Origin of the sequence: Kutzneria sp. 744, assembly GCF_000568255.1 — a bacterium.
Taxonomy (GTDB): Bacteria; Actinomycetota; Actinomycetes; order Mycobacteriales; family Pseudonocardiaceae; genus Kutzneria.
On the sequence record NZ_KK037166.1, the window covers coordinates 9,377,889 to 9,399,036 of the forward strand.

Sequence of the window (21,148 nt, forward strand, 5' to 3'; positions counted from 1 at the left end):
CGGCGCTGGGAGTCGAATGTGCGCCACATGTGGCATTTGCGGAGGCGAAGGCGGGCGGGGTCAGACGGCGGCGGTGGCCAGGGTCTGGTGGATGAGGGAGCGGATCATGGGGGAGGGGGCGACGCCGAGCTCCCGGGCCAGCAGGGCGCGGTAGTGCTGGTACGTCGACAGCGCCTCGGCGACGTTGCCCTCGGCCAGATGGACCTCGACGGCCAGGCGGTACGGGCTTTCCCGCAGCGGGTCGGCCCGCACCGCCGCCAGCGCCGCCTCCAGGGCGTCGCCATGCCGGGCGGCCCGCAGGCAGGCGGCGGCGAAGCCCTCCACCGTGTGCAGATACAGCTGGCGCAGGCGTTCCCGCTCCACCGGCACCCACTCGTCGTACCAGCCCGGCAGCAGTTCGTGCGGGCCCAGCAGCAGGCTCGTCGGCAGGTCGACGCCGCCCTGCCGGGACATCTGCACCAGCTCACGGACGTCCAGGCCCAGCGTCGGCTCCAGGGAGATCCCGTCGCCGCTGACCCGAACCGTCGGCACCGGCAGCTGCTGGAGCCGCCACAGGGCCGTCCGCAGGCTGGCCAGCGCCTTGCCCTCGCCGCCCTCCGGCCACAGCAGCCCCACCGCCGTGTTCCGGTTCGTGTCCCGCCGCAACGCCACCAGCGCCAGCAGCCTCTGCTGCGCCCTCGGCACCACCAGCTCCCGGCCCGCCACCGTCAACGCGAAGCCGTCAAGCAGGGACAGACGCGCGGTGCCGGACATGCAGTACCCCCGAAAGCTCAGCCGTTCTACGCCGCCATGGTCACCCACAACGACAGGCGTCATTGCTGCGCAACGGCGATACCACCCGAAGGGGCAGTGTCTAATTGCGCCGCCTTCGGCGTCGCGTGCTCGGCCCCCCTTAAGCCCCTGCCTCGCCCTTGCTGGATTTTTCGAGGCCCGCGTCGGCTCAGTGGTGGGCGAGTTGGGGGGGCGGACCTCGAAAAATCCAGCGACCGGGCGAAGCAGGGGCGGGGCCGAGCGGTCTGCTGTGTTGGCGGTGTCAGCGCTTGAGGGAGTAGCGCAGGGGGAGGCGCTTGAGGCCGCCGACGAAGTTCGTTGCCGCCAAGGCGGGCTGGCCGGCTAGGGCGAGGGTGTCCAGGCGGGGCAACAACTCCTGGAGGAAGGCGGCGATCTCCATCTTGGCCAGGGCGGCGCCCAGGCAGTAGTGGACGCCGAAGCCGAAGGCGAGGTGCTTGTTGGGGGTGCGGGCCACGTCGAAGGAGAACGGGTCCTCGAAGACGTCCTCGTCACGGTTGCCCGAGGGGTAGGACAGCAACAGCGAGTCGCCGGCACGGATGCGCACGCCGCGCAGGGTGTAGTCCTCGGTGGCGGTACGCATGAACGACGTCACGGGCGTGGTCCAGCGGATGATCTCGTCCACGGCGGCGGGCACGAGACCCGGGTCGGCCTGGAGGCGGCGCAGCTGGTCGGGGTGCTCGGCCAGGGCCTGGATGCCGCCGGCCTGCGCGCCGCTGGTGGTGTCGTGGCCGGCGGTGGCGATGATGATGAAGTACGAGATGGTGTCCTGGTCGCTGAGGTGCTCGCCGTCCACCCGGGCGTTGGCGATCGTGGACGCGATGTCCTCGGTGGGACGGGCCCGGCGCTGGACGGCCAGCTTGCCGAAGTAGGCGAACAGGTCCTCGACCACGGCGACGACCGCCGCCGGATCCATGTCGCGGGCCTTGTCCGGATCGGCGTTGCCGAACAGCTCCTGCGTCAGCGTGCGCATGAAGGCGAAGTCGCTCTCGGGCAGGCCCAGCAGCGACAGGATGACGTACAGCGGGTAGTCCATGCTGATCTGCGCCGCGAAATCGCACTCGCCGCCCAGCGCGGCCATGCGGTCGACGTGGCGCTTGGCCAGCTCGCGCACCCGCGACTCCAGATGGCGCATTGCCTTGGGACGGAACCAGTCCGCGCCGATCGCGCGCAGCAGCCGGTGCTCGCGGCCGTCGATGTGCACGAGCGAGCGCACCGCCCGGCCCGCCTGCGCCATCCGCTCGATCTGGTCGTCCAGCTCGATCGGGCCGAGCACCGTGCGCGGCGCGTTGAGGAACCGGTCGGGCTCGCGCTCGATCTCCATGATGTCCGCGTGCCGCGTCACCGCCCAGAAGGGCCGATATCCCGGCGCTTCCACCCGGTGCACCGGCGATTCCCGCCGCAGTAGCGACAGTCCCTCATGTAGCCCCTCGTTGTCCATGTAGGACCTGGGCTCCGCCAGCATCAGGCCGGCCGCTTCCACTGCGCTGGTCATCCGGTTCCCCACCGCTCACAGAATTCCGGTCACGACACCAGCGACCTTAGGACCATCGCCTGGTCGGTGGACGGGTCAGCGCGCGATCGGGCAGCAAGGTTCCGGCGCACGGCCGGGCGAGGCCCGCCACTCGGCGCATACATACAGTAGAAAAGAAAGTCGCCGGTGATCTGATCCGGTGATAGACGCGTATTCCGAGATTACCGCATGTGATCGGGACTGACTGGTGGGTCACGCCAGGTATCGCAATTGGCGCAATGCGTGAGAGTATCCGGCCCATGTACCACCGCCGCCCAGTCCTGATCGTGGGGTTTTCCCCGCTCACCCGAATCGGACTGGCGCGAGTGTTGTCCCGACTGCCCGAGGTGGGTCCGGTGAGCGCGGCGGCGTCGACGGCGGCGGCCGTGCGGTTCGCGGGACGCAATCCGACAGGCATGGCCGTGGTCGACCAGGCGGCGGACCCCGGTTTCACCCTCGTTCGGGCGCTGAGCAGCGGTTATTCGGCGTGCCCGGTGGTGGTGCTGCTGACCCCGTCCGGTCACGCCGACGAGGACGCCCGGTTCGCGTTCGGGCAGGGAGCACGGGCGGTGGCCCTGGCCACGGCTTCGGCCAGCTATCTGCACCAGGTGCTCTCCGGCGTTTACCTCGGCGTCCCGATACAGTCGAACGGCGAGGCTTCGGCCGTCGACCAGAAACGAAGCCACGCCCTGTCCCAGCGGGAAAGGGAAATCCTCGCGTTGATCGCGGAAGGCATGAGCAGCCGCTCGATCGCGGAACGGCTCGTGGTGTCGGTGGAAACGGTCCGCTCGCACGCGAAGAACATCATCCGCAAGCTGGAGGCCAACGGCCGCGCGGAAGCAGTGTCCATCGCCTACCGCACAGGAATCCTAGATTCGGACGCTGTCCCGCTGGCCTGAACCAGCTGCACGGTCGACTGCCGCCCCTGGCACGAAGTACTGAACCGTGCTTCACTCCTTGAGTGCCCTACCGACGCACACCTCAGGTGCAGGCTCGGCTGGACGCCCAGCGCGAGGCGCTGCTGGCGGCGGCCGTGGCCCTGCTGTCCGAACAGGGATACGCGGGTTGCTCGGTCGTCGGGGTGGCGGCCAGGGCCGGCGTCTCGACGGGCAGCGTCTACCGGTACTTCCCGGGCAAGGCGGAGCTGGTCGTGGAGGTGTTCCGGGGCCTGGTCGGCCGCGAGGTGCAGGCGGTGGAGCAGGCGGCCGACGGCCCGGGTGACCTGATCGACCGGGTGGTGGCGATCGTGGAGACCTTCGCCAACCGAGCCCTGAAGGCGCCGCGGCTGGCTTTCGCGCTGCTGGCGGAGCCGGTGGACGCCCCGGTGGAGGCCGAGCGCCTGGTGTTCCGGCAGGTGTTCCAACAGGCCTTCGCCCGGCACGTCACGGAGGCGGTCAAGGCGGGGGTGCTGCCGCCGCAGGAGGCCGCGATCACGGCCGCCGCCCTGGTCGGGGCGGTGGCGGAGGTGCTGGTGGGTCCGCTGTCGGCGGGCGTGGCGAGCGCCGACACCGTGCCGAATCTCGTTCGTTTCACCCTTCGCGCCCTGGGAGCCGACGATGCCGCCCACTCATGAGGTCACCAACCAGGTCCCGCCGCTGGTGGGCCACGACGTCGCGGCGCACGCGTCGCTGATCGCGGGCCTGCGGCGGGAAGGCGCGGCCTGGGTCGAGCCGGAGCTGCACGAGCTGGGCCGCCTGGCCGGCAGCGCGCGGGCCCAGGAGTGGGGCCGGGGCGCCAACGCCAATCCGCCGGTGCTGCGCACGCACGACCGCTACGGCAACCGCATCGACGAGGTGGACTTCCACCCGTACTGGCACGAGCTGATGACTGTCGGCGTCGAGCACGGCCTTCAGGGTGCGGCCTGGCGGGACGACCGGTCCGGCGCGCACGTGGCGCGGGCGGCGAAGTTCTTCGTGTGGAGCCAGGTCGAGGCCGGCCACACGTGCCCGCTGGCGATGACGTACGCGGCGATTCCCGCGCTGCGGCACAACAAGGAGCTGGCCGAGCGGTACGAACCGTTGCTGGCGGCCAAGATCTACGACTACGGCCTGCGTGAGCCGAGCACCAAGCGCGGCCTGATCGCCGGCATGTCGATGACGGAGAAGCAGGGCGGCTCGGACGTCCGCGCCAACACGACGACCGCGACGCCCAGCGCCGACGGGACCTACGTCATCCGCGGCCACAAGTGGTTCACGTCCGCGCCGATGTCGGACATGTTCCTCACGCTGGCCCAGGCCCCGGGCGGCCTGTCCTGCTTCCTGCTGCCCCGGGTCCTGCCCGACGGCGCCCGCAACGCGATCCATCTCCAGCGGCTGAAGGACAAGCTGGGCAACAAGTCCAACGCCTCCTCCGAGATCGAGTACGACGACGCGATCGGCTGGCTCGTCGGCGAGGAGGGCCGGGGCGTGCCGACCATCATCGAGATGGTCAACAACACCCGCCTCGACTGCGTGATCGGCAGCGCCGCCGGCATGCGCGCGGGCGTCATGCAGGCGGTGCACCACGCCAGCCACCGCAGCGCCTTCGGTAAGCGGCTGGTCGACCAGCCGCTGATGGCCAACGTGCTGGCCGACCTCACGGTCGAGGCCGAGGCTGCGCTGGTGGTGATGCTGCGACTGGCCGGCGCGACCGACCGTGACGAGACGGCGTTCCGTCGCCTCGCGCTGGCGGTGACCAAGTACTGGGTGTGCAAGCGGGCCCCGATGCACGCTGCCGAGGCGCTGGAATGCCTGGGCGGCAACGGTTACGTCGAGGAAAGCGGCATGCCCATGCTGTACCGGGAGGCGCCGCTGCCCTCGATCTGGGAGGGCTCCGGCAACGTGGCGGTGCTGGACGCCTTGCGGGCCATGGCCCGCCAGCCCGAGTCAGTGGAGGCGTTCTTCGGCGAGGTGGAGCTGGCCGCCGGCGCGGACGCCCGCCTGGACCGCTCGATCGAGTTGCTGCGCAAGGACTTGTCCGACCTGAACGACATCGAGTTCCGGGCCCGCCGCCTGGTCGAGTCGATGGCGTTGGTGCTCCAGGGATCGCTGCTGGTGCGGCACGGCAACCCGGCCGTCGCCGACGCCTTCTGCGCCTCGCGGCTGGGCGAGGACTGGGGCATCGCGCTGGGCACGCTTCCGTCCGGTGTGGACAGTCGCGAGATCATCACGAGCTCGTGGACGGAACCCCGCTGAGTTCGGCGGCCATCCGCGCCCGCACCTGGGCCACCGCCCGCGAGTGCGCGAACGCCCGCGACACCTGGGCCAGCCACCGGGTTTCCGCGCCCAGGCTGGGATCCACGCGGTGCGGGTCGACCTCGCCGGCCCGGTAGTCGACGCCGGCTTCGTGGGCGATCACCGCGGCGGCGATCGTCGCCGCCTCGATGGTCGCCTCGCGCCGGGCCGGATGGGTGCCGACGCGACGCACCGCGTCCGACGCCCACTCCTGCACGTCCGGGTGGATGTGCCCGCGCAGCGCCAACTGCGCGTCCCGGATCTCGATCACGTGCCGGTACAGCGCGAACTCCACGCCGCCCTGCTGCCGGGCGACGGTGCTGAGCGCGATCGCCGGCATCGCCGCGTGCATCGCCGTCCACAACGGTCTGAGCTGCGCGTACCGCCACTGGGCACCGAGCCAACGGGCCGGCCCGCTCAGGTACGGGCCCCATGCTGACAGCGTCGCCCCGGCCGCCGAGACCAACACGCACAGGGCCGCCAGCACCGCCGACACCTCGTCCTCGCTGGTGGTGTTCTGGTGCTGAACCACGGCGATCCAGATGTCGTCGAGCTGCCAGCCCGTCCACGGCACGCCGATCAGCGCGCCGACGATGATGAGGTGCAGACCGGTGCGCAGCAGGCCCGGCTCGACCAGCCGGGCGAAGCGGCGGATCAGCGTGGCGAAGGTCAGCAGGCCCCAGACCTCGTAGCAGATCAGCACCACGTTGTAGGCCACGAAGACCCCGACCCCGGCCGAGGTGAACGTGACGACGTCGGTCGAGTACTGGTGCGCGCCGGAGAGGAAGAACAGCACCGCGGCCAGCAGCATCGCCGACGCCGTGGCCACCGCGTACCGGCGGCCGCGGACCGCCTTCCGCCGCACGGAGTCGGCGAACTGGATCAGGAAGCCCAGCGCGGCCATCTTGAGCTCGTCGCTGACCAGGCCGGCGACGGCCGGCAGCGGGGCGGTGATCGCCAACGTCATCACCGCGTCCAGACCGAGCGCGCCGGCGATGCACACCGCGAAGCCGGCGATGTGCCGCAGGCCCCGCGTCCGCCGATCCGTGCTGGCCAGCCGCACCTTGTAGCAGACGACCATGATCGCCACCAGGCAGCCGAGATAGGCCAGGATCTCAATCATCGCGCCGCCGCACGCCGAACAGCCGGCTGAGCTGGACGACCTCGTCCGGCGGCTCGGCCGACGGCGGCCGCGGCAGCCGGGCCGCCCGCTGGGCGATCAGCGAGGCCAGCAGCTCGGCCTCGTGCTCCTCGGTCTCCGTGTACACGGTGCGGCCCAGGACCCGGCGGACCAGCTCCGGCGACAGGTTGGGCATCAGCACCCTGGTCGCGGCGGCGTCGATCTCCCCGGTGCCGGTGTGCCCGCACAGCAGGTGCGCCACCTCGTGCATGAAGATGTGCTGTTGGTGCAGCTCAGTGGTGTTGACCGGGTACAGGATGTAGTCCGCGTGGTCGGTGGTCATGAGCAGCCCGCACGGCGCGCCCATGGTGGCCGGCACCGGCATCAGCTCGATCCGCCGGCCGCGGTGCGCGGCCACGGCCTGCGCGAACGTGTCCGGACGGAACGGGGCAGGCATCGGCACCGAGTCGGCCAGCTCCCGGCAGCGTCGCCACAGCTGCTTGTCCTGCCGCACCATCACTCCTGATCAGCGGGAGTCCCCGTCGCGGATCGCCTCCCTGCGGGCGATCGCGTCGATCATGTCACTGATGGTGTCGAGCCCGGCGGGTGAAAGCGTTACTGCTCTCAGCGCAACATTTCGTACTCCGGCGTCCCGCAGGGCTCCGAGCAGCTCCAACTCCTCGGCGATCTTCGCGCTCTGCTCGTCGTCGAAGAAGTAGGCGGGGGAGACCTCGAAGAACTGGGCCAACGCCTCCAGGTGCCGCTTGGTCGGGTTGTCCCGGCGGCCGGTGCGCAGCTGCCACAGGTAGGTGGTCGAGAAGCTCTCACCGGTGGCCTCGCGGCAGGCCCGGGCCACCTCGTCGTGGCTGTACTGCTCGCGGCTGGGCTTGCGGACCACCTGGAACAGCTTGTCGATCTTCGCGGCGAGTGACGTCGGCTCGGGCTCGGGCGCCGGCACCGTCCACCTCCCTCAGCACGGATGAAGCCGTCGTACCTAGGTATTCATCACAGTTTACAGGCGCGGGTCGGTCCTCCACGCGCCGACGGCGAGGCTACGCCGACGGGTTACACCGCCGTCGCACCGGTCAGAACGCCCAAAACGCCCGGCCTTCGGCGGCCACAGCCCTGCTACCCAGCGGTTTCACGTCAGCGACCATGTCGATCACCCGCGCCGAATGTGACGATCAATGCGGTGAGCTGTCCCGTGGCTGCGCCGATCAGCATGCGGGCCCTTGGTCCGAACCGGGCGAAGTCCACCCCGGACCCGTGCGCCGCACGCACGCGCAGTGCACTTGCGACAGTGACGAGAGGTCAATGTCCTGTTCTGTCAGCGGATCTGTCAACGGATCGCGAGCTGTGCGCGCAGGGTCGCGTCAAGGTGTGCGGTGATCGCGTCGCGGGCCGGACCCGGATCGCCGGCCGCCAGCGCCGTCACGATCGCCTCGTGCTCGGTGAGGACTGCTTCGCGGCGGTCCGACGCCCCTTGCAGCGCCACCATTCCCGAGACGACCTGTCGCGCGCGCAGCGTCTCGTAGGTGCGGGCCAGGGTCCCGTTGCCGGCCGCCCGCACGAGAATCGTGTGGAAGCGGGTGTCGGCTTCGATGAACGCGCGGTCATCCTTGCCCCTTTGGTCGGCCAGGGCCTCCCGGAGCTCGTCGACCGGGGCCGTGCCGGCGGCCAGTACCCGTTCCGCCGCGAACCGCTCCAGCACGCCGCGCAGCTCGATGAGCTCCCGCAGCTCGCCGGCCGTCAGCTCGGGTATGTAGGCGCCGCGCTTGGGCACGAGGCGCACCAGCTCCTCGGCCGACAGCATCAGCAGCGCCTCCCGTATCGGCGTGCGCGATACCCCGATACGGTCGGCGATGTCCTGCTCGTTGAGGAAGGTGCCCTGCGCAGCCGGATCGGCCAGCACGGTGTTGCGCAGGTAGTCGTAGGCGCGGTCCCGCCCGGAAACAGCCATCCTCGGAGTATACGGGCGGTATACACTGGGCGGCGTGCGTATCGCGCTGAGCCAGTTCGTGTCCGACACCGACCCGTCGGCGAACCTCGAGACCATCGGCGAGCAGGCCGCCGAGGCCGCCCGCCGCGGCGCCCGCGTCGTGGTGTTCCCCGAGGCCGCGATGGCCCGCTTCGGCATCCCCCTCGCCGGCCTCGCCCAGCCCCTCGACGGGCCGTGGGCCTCCGCCGTGCGGGACATCGCCAAGCGGCACGACCTGCTGATCGTCGCCGGCATGTTCACACCGTCCGACGACGGCCGCGTGCGCAACACCCTGCTCGTCACCGGCCTCGGCGTCGACGAGCACTACGACAAGATCCACCTGTTCGACGCCTTCGGCTTCGCCGAGTCCGCCACCGTCGCCCCCGGCGACCACAGCCTCACGGTGTCGGTCGACGGCATCGGCGTCGGCGTCGCCACCTGCTACGACCTGCGCTTCCCCCAGCTGTTCCAGCGCCTGGCCCGCTCCGGCGCCTCGGTCATCCTCGTGCCGGCCTCCTGGGGCTCCGGCCCCGGCAAGCGGGACCAGTGGGAGCTCCTCGTCCGGGCCCGCGCCCTCGACTCCACCAGCTGGCTCGCCGCCTGCGGCCAGGCCGACCCCGCCACCGTCGGCGTCACCACCAAGCCCGGCGTCCCCACCGGCATCGGCTACAGCGCCGTCGTCTCCCCGCTCGGCGAGATCCGGGCCCAGTGCCTGGACCGTCCGGAACTGCTCGTCGTCGACCTCGATCCGTCCGAAGTGGACGATGCTCGGGCCAAGGTTCCCGTCCTGGCCAACGCCCGCGACTTCAGCTAACGACCGACACCGCGTTTGCGACTACCGGGTCAACCGGTAGGCGGGGCGAAGGGGCGGCCATGAGCTTCACCGAGAGCGTCAATCCGAGCCCAGACGCACGCGCTGGCCGAGAGTTCTTCGAGTCTCAGCTGGTGAGGCTAGGTCTGACGCCGTCGCAGATCAACGAGCAGCCTCTTGATCAACTGCGTCGCAGTCTGGTCGACATCAACGACGCCATTGCCCATCCCGACAACTTCGGTGTGCTGAAGGTGAGGTACACCCCAAGGATGTCGGCGCTGTTGGGTGGTGCGGATTCAGCACATGTCGAGGTCGGCATCCTGTCGGTCCTGCTGGAGCGCCGGTCGCTGATCAATGAGCGGATCCGGGCGCTCGAACTGGGCGATGAGGTCGCCGGCATCCGGGAAAAGCTGGCGGAGGTTGGCTCCGACGCAGACGTCCGCGCCGAATTGGAGCGGCAGCTTGAGGAGAAGCGGGCCGCTGAACAGGCGGCGGCGAGTGCCGCCCAAGCGGCGACCGAGGCGCAGCTGCGGGCCGAGGCCGAGCTCAAGCTTGAGATGCAGGCGAAGAAGGCGCAGATCTACTTGTCGTGGCTGCAGCGCGAGCCGGTCGCGGTCCTGGTGGGTGGTGTGTTGTTGGTGGTGCTGGCGGGAGTGTTGATCGTGGCGATGTTCACCGGTGTCCCCGTTGCCGAGATCGTGTCCAGCGCGTTCCTGCTGATCCTCGGCTACTTCTTCGGACAGGCCAGCAGCCGGTCGACGAACTCGTCCTAGCTGACGTTGCCGAGGACGTTGGTGACGGCGATCTCGATCAGCACGCGGTTCGGGTTCACGCGGGGCTGGCGGTAGCGCTGGGCGTAGCGGCTGACGGCCTCGGCAATCGCCTGCGGGTCCTCGTTGAGGGTGGCGACACCCTCCACTGTGGACCAACGGCGACCGTCCACCTGGCACGCGGCGGCGTTGAGCCGGCCGGCGGCGCGGAGTTGGCGGGCCTTGGCGGAGTTACCGTCGGTGATGACCAGGGCGAGGCCGTTGTCGATGTCGAGGGTGACGCCGACGGGGACGACATGGGGGGTGCTGTCGGGGCGGACGGTGGTGAGGGTGCACAGGTGCCGCTCCCGCCAGAACTCGGCGAAAGCGGCACCCGTGGAACTCAGTTCAGACACCCCGTGAGGGTATCAACGGCGCCGCCCGCGCCAGGCCGGACGCCGGAAGGCCGGCCGGTTCGTGCCGATGCCGGCCAGGTGCAGCGCGACACAGAGCAGGCCGGCGGTGAGCAGGTTCGTCGGCGTGAGGATCGATCCCAGCGAGATGCCGGAAAGGTCGATCAGCAACGCCAAGGCGAAAAGTACCGCCGCGATCACGGCAACCATTGCTGCGCTCCTCTTGTCGGCCCCAGGAGCCCCTGGATACCCGGCGGGACAGGGACGAATCGGGCCGTTCGGAGCAATCCGCATGCAGGGAAGGACGCCTTACCCGCGTTGAACGAGGGCAAGGCGTCCTTCCCTGCATAACCAGGGGGTGTCAGGCGAGGGCTCGGTCGGTGGGGCGGATGGGGGCCGGGAGGACGTCGCGGCCGGTCAGGTAGGTGTCGACGGCGGCCGCGGCGGAGCGGCCCTCGGCGATGGCCCACACGATGAGCGACTGGCCACGGCCCATGTCGCCGGCCACGAAGACGCCGTCGACGCTGGTGGCGAAGGAGCGGTCCCGGGCCACGTTGCCGCGGGGGTCGAGGTCCACGCCGAGGTCGGAGACCAGGCCTTCCTGCTGCGGCCCGACGAAGCCCATGGCCAGCAGCACCAGCTGGCACTCCAGCTCCCGCTCGCTGCCCTCGACCGGCGTGAACCGGCCGTTCTCCATGCGCACCTCGACGAGCTTGAGCCCCCGCAGGTTGCCGTCGGCATCCCCGAGGAACTCGGCCGTGGACACGGAGTAGAGCCGCTCGCCGCCCTCCTCGTGGGCCGACGTCACCCGGTACAGCATGGGATAGGTCGGCCACGGGTGGTGCGGCGCCCGCGACACAGGCGGCTGGGGCATGATCTCCAGCTGCGTCACGGAAGCGGCGCCCTGACGGTGCGCGGTGCCGAGGCAGTCGGCGCCGGTGTCGCCGCCGCCGATGACCACGACGTGCTTGCCGGCGGCGTTGATCGGCGAGTGCGCGTACGCCTTGTTGGCCGGCGGCAGGTACTCCATCGCCTGGTACACGCCGGTGAACTCCCGACCCGGCACGGGCAGGTCCCGCCACACGGTCGCGCCGCCGGCGAGCACCACCGCGTCGTGAGAATCCCGAAGCTCAGCAACGGAAAGGTCCTCGCCGACGTTCACGCCGGTGCGGAACTCGGTGCCCTCGGCCCGCATCTGGTCGAGACGGCGGTCCAACCGCCGCTTCTCCATCTTGAACTCGGGAATCCCGTACCGTAGCAGCCCGCCGACGGCGTCGGCCCGCTCGTACACGACCACCGAGTGCCCGACGCGGGTCAGCTGCTGGGCCGCGGCCAGGCCGGCCGGGCCGGAGCCGACCACCGCGACCTTCTTGCCGGTCAAGGAAACCGGCGGTTGCGGCACGACCCAGCCCTCGTCCCAGGCCCGGTCGATGATCTCCACCTCGACCCGCTTGATGGCCACCGGATCGGAGTTGATGCCGAGCACGCACGCCGCCTCGCACGGCGCCGGGCACAACGTCCCGGTGAACTCCGGGAAGTTGTTGGTGGCGTGCAGCCTCTCGATGGCGTCACGCCAGTCCTGCCGCCACACCAACGTGTTCCACTCGGGAATCAGGTTGCCCAGCGGACATCCCTGATGGCAGAACGGGATCCCGCAGTCCATGCACCGGCCGGCCTGCTTCTCCAGCCGGTGGTGCTCGAAGTCCTCGTAGACCTCGCGCCAGTCCTGCAGCCGCAGGTCCACCGGGCGGTAGCTGGCGTTCTCCCGCGGCGTGGTGAGAAAGCCCTTGGGGTCAGCCATGGGAGGCCTCCATGATCGCGGTGTCCACGTCCCTGCCGTCGGCCTCCGCACGGGCTCGCGCGGCCAGCACCCGCTTGTAGTCCTTGGGCATCACCTTGGTGAACCGGCCGACGGCCAGCTCCCAGTCGGCCAGCAGCAGGTCCGCCACCGCCGACTCGGTCTCGCGCCGGTGGCGGTCGATCACCTCGTGCAGGAAGGCCTGGTCGTCCTCGGTCAGCTCGTCCAGGTCGACCATCTCCTGGTTGACCCGCGCCGGGTTGAGGTCCAGCACGTACGCCACGCCGCCGGACATGCCGGCCGCGAAGTTGCGGCCGGTGGCGCCGAGCACGATCGCCCGCCCGCCGGTCATGTACTCGCAGCCGTGGTCGCCGACGCCCTCGACGACGGCCAGCGCGCCGGAGTTGCGCACGCAGAACCGCTCGCCGACCTTGCCCCGCAGGAACAGCTCGCCGCGGGTCGCGCCGTAGGCGATCACGTTGCCGGCAATGATGTTCTGCTCGGCCGTGAACGGCGCGGACGGATCGGGGCGCACGGTGACGCGCCCGCCCGACAGGCCCTTGCCGAGGTAGTCGTTGGCGTCGCCGACCAGCCGCAGCGTGATGCCGCTGGGCAGGAACGCGCCGAACGACTGCCCGGCGGTGCCCGTGAACGTCACGTCGATCGTGTCGTCCGGCAGACCCTCGCCGCCCCACCGCTTCGTGAGCTCCGAGCCGAGCATGGTGCCCACGGTCCGGTTCACGTTGCGCACAGGCAGTTCCAGCCGAACCCGGTCGCCCGAGCCCAGGGCGCCCTCGGCCAGCTGGATCAGCGTGTTGTCCAACGCCTTCTCCAGCCCGTGGTCCTGGGCGGTGGTGCGGTGCCGGGCCGCGCGCGGCGGCAGCTCAGGCACGTGGAAGATCGGCGTCAGGTCGAGACCGGACGCCTTCCAGTGCTCGACCGCGCCCGCGGTGTCCAGCAGCTCGGCGTGCCCGACCGCCTCCTCCAGGGACCGGAAACCCAGCTGCGCCAACAGCTCCCGGACCTCCTGGGCGATGAACTCGAAAAGCGAGATTGTTACTAACACAATGATGTTCTGCTCGGCCGTGAACGGCGCGGACGGATCGGGGCGCACGGTGACGCGCCCGCCCGACAGGCCCTTGCCGAGGTAGTCGTTGGCGTCGCCGACCAGCCGCAGCGTGATGCCGCTGGGCAGGAACGCGCCGAACGACTGCCCGGCGGTGCCCGTGAACGTCACGTCGATCGTGTCGTCCGGCAGACCCTCGCCGCCCCACCGCTTCGTGAGCTCCGAGCCGAGCATGGTGCCCACGGTCCGGTTCACGTTGCGCACAGGCAGTTCCAGCCGAACCCGGTCGCCCGAGCCCAGGGCGCCCTCGGCCAGCTGGATCAGCGTGTTGTCCAACGCCTTCTCCAGCCCGTGGTCCTGGGCGGTGGTGCGGTGCCGGGCCGCGCGCGGCGGCAGCTCAGGCACGTGGAAGATCGGCGTCAGGTCGAGACCGGACGCCTTCCAGTGCTCGACCGCGCCCGCGGTGTCCAGCAGCTCGGCGTGCCCGACCGCCTCCTCCAGGGACCGGAAACCCAGCTGCGCCAACAGCTCCCGGACCTCCTGGGCGATGAACTCGAAGAAGTTCACCACGTACTCGGCCTTGCCGCTGAACTTCTCCCGCAGCACCGGGTTCTGCGTCGCCACGCCGACCGGGCACGTGTCCAGGTGGCAGACCCGCATCATGATGCACCCGGACACCACCAGCGGCGCCGTGGCGAAGCCGAACTCCTCCGCGCCCAGCAGCGCGGCGATGATCACGTCCCGGCCGGTCTTGAGCTGGCCGTCGGTCTGCACCACGATGCGGTCGCGCAGCCGGTTGGCCAGCAGCGTCTGCTGCGTCTCGGCCAGGCCCAGCTCCCACGGCGCGCCGGCGTGCTTGATCGACGACAGCGGCGACGCGCCGGTGCCGCCGTCGTGACCGGAGATCAGCACCACGTCGGCGTGGGCCTTGGACACGCCCGCCGCGACCGTGCCGACGCCGACCTCGGACACCAGCTTCACGTGGATGCGGGCGGCCGGGTTGGCGTTCTTGAGGTCGTGGATGAGCTGGGCCAGGTCCTCGATCGAGTAGATGTCGTGGTGCGGCGGCGGGGAGATCAACCCGACGCCCGGCGTGGAGTGCCGGGTCTTGGCGATCCACGGGTAGACCTTGTTGCCGGGCAGCTGCCCGCCCTCGCCGGGCTTGGCGCCCTGCGCCATCTTGATCTGGATGTCCTCGGCGCTGACCAGGTACTCGCTGGTGACGCCGAACCGGCCGCTGGCCACCTGCTTGATCTTCGAGCAGCGCTCGGGATCGTCGAGCCGGTCCGCGTCCTCGCCGCCCTCGCCCGTGTTGGACTTGGCGCCGAGCCGGTTCATCGCGATCGCCAGGATCTCGTGCATCTCCTTGGAGATCGAGCCGTAGGAGATGGCGCCGGTGGCGAACCGCTTGACGATCTCGGCGACCGGCTCGACCTCCTCGATCGGCACCGGCGGCCGCACACCGTCGCGGAACTTGAACAGCCCGCGAAGCGTCAGCAGCCGCTCGGCCTGGTCGTCGACCGCCTTGGTGTACTCCTTGAACACCTCGTACTGACGGGTGCGGGTGGAGTGCTGGAGCTTGAACACCGTGGTCGGGTTGAACAGGTGCGCCTCGCCCTCGCGGCGCCACTGGTACTCGCCGCCCACCTCCAGCTCGCGGTGGCTGGCGTGCACGCCGTCGGCGGGGAACGCCTTGCGGTGCCGGCGGGCCACCTCCTCGGCGATCTCGTCGAAGCCGACGCCGCCCAGCCGCGAGGTGGTGCCGGTGAAGCAGTCGTCGATCACCTCGGCGCCGACGCCGATCGCCTCGAAGATCTGCGCGCCGGTGTAGGAGGCCACCGTGGACACGCCCATCTTGGACATGGTCTTGCGCACGCCCTTGCCCAGCGCCTTGATCAGGTTGCTGGTGGCCTTGTGCGCGTCGACGTCCGGCAGCTCCTCGACCGTGGCCATCGCCAGGTACGGGTTGACCGCGGCCGCCCCGTAGCCGATGAGCAGCGCGATGTGGTGCACCTCGCGGGCGTCGCCGGCCTCCACGATGAGGCCGACCTTGGTGCGCGTCTTCTCCCGTACGAGATGGTGGTGCACCGCGCCGGTCAGCAGCAGCGACGGGATGGGCGCGTACTTGCCGTCGGCGCCACGGTCGGACAGCACGATCAGCCGTGCGCCGTCGTCGATCGCCTCCGACACCTCGGTGCGGATCTCGTCCAGCCGGGCCCGCAGCGCGGTGCCGCCGCCGTCCACCCGGTACCGGCCGAGCACGGTGACCGCCTGGTAGCCGGGCATGTCGCCGTCGTCGTTGACGTGCACCAGCTTGGCCAGCTCGTCGTTGTCCAGCACCGGGAACTCGAGCGAGATCCGGCGGCAGGACGCGGGCGTGGCGGCCAGCAGGTTGGTCTCCGGGCCGACCGTCGCGGTCAGGGAGGTGACCAGCTCCTCCCGGATCGCGTCCAGTGGCGGGTTCGTGACCTGGGCGAACAGCTGCGTGAAGTAGTCGAACAGGCTGCGGGAGCGGTCCGAGAGCACGGCGAACGGGGCGTCGTTGCCCATCGAGCCGATCGGCTCGGCCCCGGTCAGCGCCATCGGCCGCAGCAGCAGCTGCAGCTCCTCCTCGGAATAGCCGAAGACCTGCTGGCGGGTGACCAGCGCGGCGTGCTTGGGCATCTCACGGTCGCGTTCCGGCAGGCCGGCCAGCCGGACCATGCCGGCGTCCACCCAGTCCTGGTACGGGTGCTCGGCGGCCAGCGCGGACTTGATCTCCTCGTCGTCCACGATGCGGCCGGCCTCGGTGTCCACCAGGAACATACGGCCCGGCTCCAGCCGTCCCTTGCGGACGACGCGCGCCGGATCGATCTCCAGCACGCCGGCCTCGCTGCCCAGCACCACCAGGCCGTCGTCGGTGACCCAGTAGCGGGCCGGACGCAGGCCGTTACGGTCGAGTACCGCGCCGATCACGCTGCCGTCGGTGAACGACACCAGCGCCGGGCCGTCCCACGGCTCCATCAGGGCCGAGTGGAACTCGTAGAACGCGCGCCGGGCCGGATCCATCTCGGTGTGGTTCTCCCACGCCTCCGGGATCATCATCAGCACCGCGTGCGGCAGCGAGCGGCCGCCCAGGTGCAGCAGCTCCAGCACCTCGTCGAAGGACGCGGAGTCGCTGGCGTCCCGGGTGATCACCGGGAACAGCCGGGACAGGTCGCCCGGGATGAGGTCCGAGTCGAGCATGGCCTCCCGCGCGTCCATCCAGTTCCGGTTGCCGCGCAAGGTGTTGATCTCCCCGTTGTGCGCGATGTACCGGTACGGGTGGGCCAGCGGCCACGAGGGGAACGTGTTGGTGGAGAACCGGCTGTGCACGAGGCCGACGGCGCTGTCGACCCGTTCGTCGGTGAGGTCGGGGAAGAACCGGGCCAGCTGCGGCTCGGTCAGCATGCCCTTGTACACGATGGTGCGGCCGGACAGGCTCGGGAAGTACACGTCGGCGTCGTGCTCGGCGCGCTTGCGGACGCAGAAGGCGATCCGCTCCAGCGTGAGGCCGTGGACCGCGTCGTCCACCGGGGCGAGGAACAGCTGGGCGAAATGCGGCATCGTGCTGGCGGCCGTCGGCCCGACGTGCTCGGTGTCGACGGGCACGTCCCGCCACCCCAGCACTCTCGTGCCCTCCTCGGCGGCGATCCGCTCCACGGCGGCGACGGCCGCCGCGCGTTCGGCGGTGTCGACCGGCAGGAAAGCCGTGCCGACGAGGTAACCGCCGTCCGCCGGCAGCGGCAGGTCGGTCACCTCGCGGAAGAACGCGTCCGGCACCTGGATCAGGACGCCGGCGCCGTCGCCGGTCTCCGGCTCGGCGCCGCGGGCGCCCCGGTGTTCCAGGTTGCGCAGCGCGGTCAGCGCCTTGCGCACGATGTCATGGCTGCGGCGGCCGGCGAGATCGGCCACGAAGGCCACGCCGCACGCGTCGTGCTCGAACTGCTCGTCGTACAGGCCCCCGACATGGGGGTGGTGGTGGATCACGGCTGTACGGCCCTCCCGTGGTGGGACGCCCTGTCGCGGGGGCGTGCGTCTGACGCGGGGGTGCTCGAAATGGCCCGGGAACGGGCGGGTAAATTGGCACGCACGACGCTGTGCGCTGACCGAATGCCCTCTTGAGGCAGGTCACAGTGCTCCCCGAGATGGGGTCCCCGGGGTGGTCGGGGGTCTTGTGACGATAGTGTGAACGTGGGGTTATCCGCACTACCCGTGTTCCACGCCACAGCAAGTTGCATCTCAATTGTTGCGCGGACGGACCTGTTTCGCCTGGTCGGCGGTACCGCGAGCGGGCGGTGATGATCTCACTATCCGGGAGTTCGGCCCGGGTGGGTGTGTGGCGCCCAGGTAACCGCTCCCTTCCTGGTCCCCGCGATCCGGCGTGGACTGTCGGCATGTCGAAAGTCGTTCTTGTCACTGGGGCTTCCTCGGGTATTGGCGCGGCCACTGCCCGCCACCTCGCGGCCGCCGGTCACCGGGTAGTGGCCGGCGCCCGCCGCGCTGAACGCCTGGCCGAGCTCGCCGAGCCGTTCATCGACGTCCATCCCTTGGACGTCACGAGCCTGGACAGCGTGCGGGCCTTCGTCGACGCCGCGGTCGGTCGCCACGGCCGGGTCGATGTGCTGGTCAACAACGCCGGCGTGATGCCGCTGTCGCCGCTGGCGGATCTGCGGGTCGACGAGTGGAACCAGATGATCGACGTCAATCTGCGAGGAGTCCTGCACGGCATCGCGGCGGTGCTGCCGTTGATGCGTGCCCAGGGCGGCGGGCACATCGTGAACGTCTCTTCGGTCTCGGGGCACCGGGTCGATCCGACGGCGGCGGTCTACAGCGCCACCAAGTTCGCCGTGCGGGCGGTGTCGGAAGGACTGCGCCAGGAGAACACGGACATTCGAGTCACCGTCGTCAGTCCGGGCTTCACCGAGAGCGAACTGAGTGACCGCGGCGGAGCCGCCGCCGCGCAGGCGGCCGCCCGTGCGGCGGCGGAGCAGTTGGCGATCCCGGCGTCCGCTATCGCCGAGGCGATCGGCTTTGCCGTCGACCAGCCGTCCAATGTGGACGTCAACGAGCTCGTGGTGCGGCCCACGGCGCAAACGTAACCATGGTCTGGAGCTGGTCCCGCTCCAGCTCGGGCGCGCGGGAAAACGGCTAGGGTTGGCCGGTTCCCGAACTTTCGACGCATGGGGTGACGATGCGAGCGACCTTGCTCTACGGAAAGGGCGACATCCGCGTCGAGGAGGTGCCGGATCCGAAGATCCAGCAGCCGACCGACGTCCTGGTCCGGGTGACCCGGTCCTGCGTGTGCGGCAGCGACCTGTGGCCGTACCAGAGCGCGCCGGACGTCGAGGCCGGCCGGCGGATCGGCCACGAGTTCATCGGTGTCGTGGAGGAGACCGGTGCGGACGTGGCGACGCTGGCCAAGGGCGACGTCGTGGTGGCGCCGTTCCTGTGGGCCGACAACACGTGCGACTACTGCCGGGCCGGCCTGCAGACCTCGTGCCGCAATGGCGGCGGGTGGGGCTTCGGGGGCGTCGACGGCGGCCAGGGCGAGTACGTCCGCGCGCCGCAGGCCGACGGCACCCTGGTGAAGCTGCCGGTGGGCGAGGACGACGAGCTGATGCCGTCGCTGCTGACCCTGTCCGACGTGTTCAGCACCGGCCACCACGCGGCCCGCACGGCCCGGGTGGAGAAGGGCTCCACGGTCATCGTGATCGGCGACGGCGCGGTGGGCCTGTCCGCGGTGCTGGCGGCCAAGAGGCTGGGCGCGGAGCAGATCGTGCTGCTCGGCCGCCACCAGGCCCGAACCGACCTGGGCCGGGAGTTCGGCGCGACCGATGTCGTGCCGGAGCGCGGCGAGGAGGCCGTCGCCCGGGCCAAGGAGCTGACCAACGGCGACGGCGCGCCGCACGTGCTGGAGTGCGTCGGCACCCTGGGCGCGTACGAGACGGCCCTCGGCGTGGTGCGCCCCGGCGGCGCGATCAGCCGGGTCGGCGTGCCGCAGTACACCGACGGGCCGGTCGGCCGGGTCCTGTTCGGCCGGAACGTCACGCTGACCGGCGGCGTCGCGCCGGCCCGCGCCTACATCGAGGAGCTGCTGCCCGACGTGCTGTCGGGCGCCGTGCAGCCGGGTCGGGTCTTCGACCGCACGATGGCGTTGGCCGACATCCCCGAGGCCTACCGGGCGATGAACGACCGGGAGGCGCTGAAGGTCCTGATCAAGCCCTGATGATCAAGCACGGAGCCTGCTGAGGCGGCGGGTGCTCGGCCAGCGCACGTCGCGCACCCAGCCCAGCTTCTCGAAGATCCAGATCAGGCGGGCGGACACGTCGACCTGGCCCCGCAGCACGCCGTGGCGGGCCGAGGTCGGGTCGGCGTGGTGCAGGTTGTGCCAGGCCTCGCCCATGCTCAGGATGGCCAGCGGCCAGAAGTTGGCCGACCGGTCGCGAGCGGCGAACGGGCGGTCGCCGATCATGTGGCAGATCGAGTTCACCGACCAGGTGACGTGGTGCAGGAAGGCCACCCGGACCACGCCGGCCCAGAAGAAGCCGGTCACGGCGCCCCACCAGGACCAGGTGACCAGGCCGCCGACCAGGGCCGGCAGCAGCAGCGTGGCGAAGGTCAGCGGGCCGAACAGGCGATGCACCAGACGCATGTCCGGGTCCGCTTCCATGTCCGGTGCGAATCGCTGGCGGTTGGTCAGGTCGCGGTCGAAGATCCAGCCCATGTGGGCGTGCCAGAAGCCGCGGACCAGGGCCGCCGGCGAGGTGCCGAAGTTCCACGGCGAGTGCGGGTCGCCCTCGCGGTCCGAGAAGGCGTGGTGCCGGCGGTGGTCGGCCACCCAGTGCAGGACGGGGCCCTGCACTGAGAGGCTGCCGGCCACCGCCAGCGCGATCCGCATGGCCCGGCCGGTCTTGAACGAGCCGTGGGTGAAGTAGCGGTGGAATCCGACGGTCACGCCGAGGCAGCTGACCGTGTAGAAGACCGCGGCCGAGATCAGGTCGGCCCAGCCGACTCCCCAGCCCCACAGCACCGGGATGGCGGCGACCAGCGCGATCGCCGGCACGATGGCGAAGATGTACACGGCGACCTGCGCGGGCATCTTGCGTTTGCCCTCGTGCAGCGCGGTCATCCGGCGGGTGTCCTTGGCGTCGGCCAGGGTCGTCATGAGGGCGAGAGTACGGGTCCAGCCTGGGGTGTTCGCCAGACCCACCGGTGAAGAGTAGTTGTCTAGTGGTTTGCCTCGTGCTGCACGTTCGCCACCAGCAGCGCGAGCGTGTCACCCAGTTCGGTGAGCCGCTCCGGCTCGATGCCGTGTCGCAGCCGTTCGTCGAACTCGCCCGCCGCCTTCCGGAGCCGGTGAAATGCCTGCTCACCGTCGTCGGTCAGCTCGATCTGGTGGACCCTGCGGTTGGCCGGGTCCCTCCTTCGGGTGATCAGTCCGTCCCGCTCCATGCCCGACAGGTGGTGGGTCATCGTCGCCTCGCGCAGCTCCAGCGCCTCCGCGAGATCTCTTTGCGTCGCATCGGGATTGATCTTGAGCTGCAGCAGCACCAGCCAGACCGACTGGGAGCCGCCGGCCGCCGCGAGCGCGTCTTCGAAGGCCCGGCTGAGGGTGCGTGCCACTCGGGCGACCGCGAGCCCGATCGGTGGTTGCTGTGGACGGCCCATGGCGTCGAGC

19 protein-coding genes are annotated in these 21,148 nt (G+C 70.5%); 7 read left to right on the forward strand and 12 right to left on the reverse strand.

Going from position 1 to position 21,148, the window contains the following annotated elements; all coding sequences use genetic code 11:
• Nucleotides 1–60: 60 nt before the first annotated feature.
• On the reverse strand, nt 61–753 hold the full coding sequence (locus KUTG_RS42885) for an AfsR/SARP family transcriptional regulator (protein WP_052396071.1): 693 nt from the start codon (nt 751–753) through the stop codon (nt 61–63).
• A gap of 280 nt (nt 754–1,033) precedes the next feature.
• Entirely contained in the window at nt 1,034–2,284 is a 1,251-nt protein-coding gene (locus KUTG_RS42890) for a cytochrome P450 (RefSeq protein ID WP_043725337.1), read from the reverse strand.
• 374 nt (nt 2,285–2,658) lie between these two features.
• On the opposite strand from KUTG_RS42890, the gene KUTG_RS54665 reads away from it, so the two are divergent.
• From KUTG_RS54665 to KUTG_RS42905, 3 genes are all read left to right on the forward strand, one after another.
• Complete coding sequence (locus KUTG_RS54665; protein ID WP_198047497.1) at nt 2,659–3,201, forward strand: response regulator transcription factor; 543 nt, start codon at nt 2,659–2,661, stop codon at nt 3,199–3,201.
• A 62-nt stretch (nt 3,202–3,263) separates the two neighbouring features.
• Nucleotides 3,264–3,875 carry a TetR/AcrR family transcriptional regulator gene (locus tag KUTG_RS42900; protein ID WP_043725339.1) on the forward strand — a complete coding sequence of 204 codons (612 nt, stop codon included), beginning with the start codon at nt 3,264–3,266 and terminating at the stop codon, nt 3,873–3,875.
• On the forward strand, nt 3,859–5,475 hold the full coding sequence (locus KUTG_RS42905; protein WP_043725341.1) for an acyl-CoA dehydrogenase family protein: 1,617 nt from the start codon (nt 3,859–3,861) through the stop codon (nt 5,473–5,475). The genes KUTG_RS42900 and KUTG_RS42905 overlap by 17 nt, the downstream gene beginning before the upstream one ends.
• On the opposite strand, the gene KUTG_RS42910 is transcribed toward KUTG_RS42905, so the two are convergent.
• The 4 genes from KUTG_RS42910 to KUTG_RS42925 all read right to left on the reverse strand — a co-directional run bounded on the left by KUTG_RS42910 (nt 5,447) and on the right by KUTG_RS42925 (nt 8,594).
• On the reverse strand, nt 5,447–6,637 hold the full coding sequence (locus KUTG_RS42910; protein WP_043725342.1) for an MAB_1171c family putative transporter: 1,191 nt from the start codon (nt 6,635–6,637) through the stop codon (nt 5,447–5,449). The genes KUTG_RS42905 and KUTG_RS42910 overlap by 29 nt on opposite strands.
• Complete coding sequence (locus KUTG_RS42915; protein ID WP_232241256.1) at nt 6,630–7,151, reverse strand: hypothetical protein; 522 nt, start codon at nt 7,149–7,151, stop codon at nt 6,630–6,632. Before KUTG_RS42915 ends, KUTG_RS42910 begins: the two co-directional genes overlap by 8 nt.
• A 9-nt stretch (nt 7,152–7,160) precedes the next feature.
• Entirely contained in the window at nt 7,161–7,592 is a 432-nt protein-coding gene (locus KUTG_RS42920) for a helix-turn-helix domain-containing protein (protein WP_043725344.1), read from the reverse strand.
• Nucleotides 7,593–7,973: 381 nt separating this feature from the next.
• Entirely contained in the window at nt 7,974–8,594 is a 621-nt protein-coding gene (locus KUTG_RS42925; protein ID WP_043725345.1) for a GntR family transcriptional regulator, read from the reverse strand.
• Nucleotides 8,595–8,628: 34 nt separating this feature from the next.
• Between KUTG_RS42925 and KUTG_RS42930 the strand changes: the two genes are divergently transcribed.
• Nucleotides 8,629–9,426 carry a carbon-nitrogen hydrolase family protein gene (locus tag KUTG_RS42930; protein ID WP_043725351.1) on the forward strand — a complete coding sequence of 266 codons (798 nt, stop codon included), beginning with the start codon at nt 8,629–8,631 and terminating at the stop codon, nt 9,424–9,426.
• Nucleotides 9,427–9,485: 59 nt separating this feature from the next.
• On the forward strand, nt 9,486–10,196 hold the full coding sequence (locus KUTG_RS42935) for a hypothetical protein (RefSeq protein ID WP_043725352.1): 711 nt from the start codon (nt 9,486–9,488) through the stop codon (nt 10,194–10,196).
• Here KUTG_RS42935 and KUTG_RS42940 read toward each other — a convergent pair.
• The 4 genes from KUTG_RS42940 to gltB form a co-directional block, all read right to left on the reverse strand.
• Nucleotides 10,193–10,588 carry a pyridoxamine 5'-phosphate oxidase family protein gene (locus KUTG_RS42940; protein WP_052396073.1) on the reverse strand — a complete coding sequence of 132 codons (396 nt, stop codon included), beginning with the start codon at nt 10,586–10,588 and terminating at the stop codon, nt 10,193–10,195. The genes KUTG_RS42935 and KUTG_RS42940 overlap by 4 nt on opposite strands.
• Nucleotides 10,589–10,600: 12 nt before the next feature.
• Nucleotides 10,601–10,795, reverse strand: a complete 195-nt coding sequence (locus KUTG_RS42945) for a hypothetical protein (protein WP_043725355.1) — start codon at nt 10,793–10,795, stop codon at nt 10,601–10,603.
• Nucleotides 10,796–10,946: 151 nt separating this feature from the next.
• The gene (locus KUTG_RS42950) at nt 10,947–12,386 is read right to left on the reverse strand and encodes a glutamate synthase subunit beta (RefSeq protein WP_043725356.1); all 1,440 of its coding nucleotides are present in this window, start codon (nt 12,384–12,386) and stop codon (nt 10,947–10,949) included.
• On the reverse strand, nt 12,379–17,457 hold the full coding sequence (gene gltB / locus KUTG_RS42955) for a glutamate synthase large subunit (protein ID WP_084580464.1): 5,079 nt from the start codon (nt 17,455–17,457) through the stop codon (nt 12,379–12,381). Before gltB ends, KUTG_RS42950 begins: the two co-directional genes overlap by 8 nt.
• Nucleotides 17,458–17,864: 407 nt before the next feature.
• On the opposite strand from gltB, the gene KUTG_RS42960 reads away from it, so the two are divergent.
• Together KUTG_RS42960 and KUTG_RS42965 are read left to right on the forward strand one after the other, a co-directional pair.
• A complete protein-coding gene (locus KUTG_RS42960; RefSeq protein WP_043725359.1) occupies nt 17,865–18,569 on the forward strand; it encodes an SDR family oxidoreductase in 705 nt (234 codons plus the stop codon).
• Between the two features lie 92 nt (nt 18,570–18,661).
• Nucleotides 18,662–19,696, forward strand: a complete 1,035-nt coding sequence (locus tag KUTG_RS42965) for a zinc-dependent alcohol dehydrogenase family protein (protein WP_043732635.1) — start codon at nt 18,662–18,664, stop codon at nt 19,694–19,696.
• 3 nt (nt 19,697–19,699) lie between these two features.
• Here the strand turns inward: KUTG_RS42965 and KUTG_RS42970 are convergent, their stop codons facing one another.
• Nucleotides 19,700–20,599 carry an acyl-CoA desaturase gene (locus KUTG_RS42970; RefSeq protein WP_052396814.1) on the reverse strand — a complete coding sequence of 300 codons (900 nt, stop codon included), beginning with the start codon at nt 20,597–20,599 and terminating at the stop codon, nt 19,700–19,702.
• A gap of 98 nt (nt 20,600–20,697) precedes the next feature.
• The gene (locus tag KUTG_RS42975) at nt 20,698–21,138 is read right to left on the reverse strand and encodes a MarR family winged helix-turn-helix transcriptional regulator (RefSeq protein ID WP_043725366.1); all 441 of its coding nucleotides are present in this window, start codon (nt 21,136–21,138) and stop codon (nt 20,698–20,700) included.
• Between the last annotated feature and the right edge of the window lie 10 nt (nt 21,139–21,148).

What these genes read in the sequence shown, in the direction of transcription:
- KUTG_RS42925 (WP_043725345.1), bottom strand. Translation starts at nt 8,594, where the DNA reads ATGGCTGTTTCCGGGCGGGACCGCGCCTACGACTACCTGCGCAACACC.
- KUTG_RS42970 (WP_052396814.1), bottom strand. Translation starts at nt 20,599, where the DNA reads ATGACCGCGCTGCACGAGGGCAAACGCAAGATGCCCGCGCAGGTCGCC.
- KUTG_RS42915 (WP_232241256.1), bottom strand. Translation starts at nt 7,151, where the DNA reads ATGGTGCGGCAGGACAAGCAGCTGTGGCGACGCTGCCGGGAGCTGGCC.
- KUTG_RS42950 (WP_043725356.1), bottom strand. Translation starts at nt 12,386, where the DNA reads ATGGCTGACCCCAAGGGCTTTCTCACCACGCCGCGGGAGAACGCCAGC.
- KUTG_RS42905 (WP_043725341.1), top strand. Translation starts at nt 3,859, where the DNA reads ATGCCGCCCACTCATGAGGTCACCAACCAGGTCCCGCCGCTGGTGGGC.
- KUTG_RS42890 (WP_043725337.1), bottom strand. Translation starts at nt 2,284, where the DNA reads ATGACCAGCGCAGTGGAAGCGGCCGGCCTGATGCTGGCGGAGCCCAGG.
- KUTG_RS42960 (WP_043725359.1), top strand. Translation starts at nt 17,865, where the DNA reads ATGTCGAAAGTCGTTCTTGTCACTGGGGCTTCCTCGGGTATTGGCGCG.
- KUTG_RS42910 (WP_043725342.1), bottom strand. Translation starts at nt 6,637, where the DNA reads ATGATTGAGATCCTGGCCTATCTCGGCTGCCTGGTGGCGATCATGGTC.
- KUTG_RS42935 (WP_043725352.1), top strand. Translation starts at nt 9,486, where the DNA reads ATGAGCTTCACCGAGAGCGTCAATCCGAGCCCAGACGCACGCGCTGGC.
- KUTG_RS42945 (WP_043725355.1), bottom strand. Translation starts at nt 10,795, where the DNA reads ATGGTTGCCGTGATCGCGGCGGTACTTTTCGCCTTGGCGTTGCTGATC.
- KUTG_RS42965 (WP_043732635.1), top strand. Translation starts at nt 18,662, where the DNA reads ATGCGAGCGACCTTGCTCTACGGAAAGGGCGACATCCGCGTCGAGGAG.
- KUTG_RS42975 (WP_043725366.1), bottom strand. Translation starts at nt 21,138, where the DNA reads ATGGGCCGTCCACAGCAACCACCGATCGGGCTCGCGGTCGCCCGAGTG.
- KUTG_RS42885 (WP_052396071.1), bottom strand. Translation starts at nt 753, where the DNA reads ATGTCCGGCACCGCGCGTCTGTCCCTGCTTGACGGCTTCGCGTTGACG.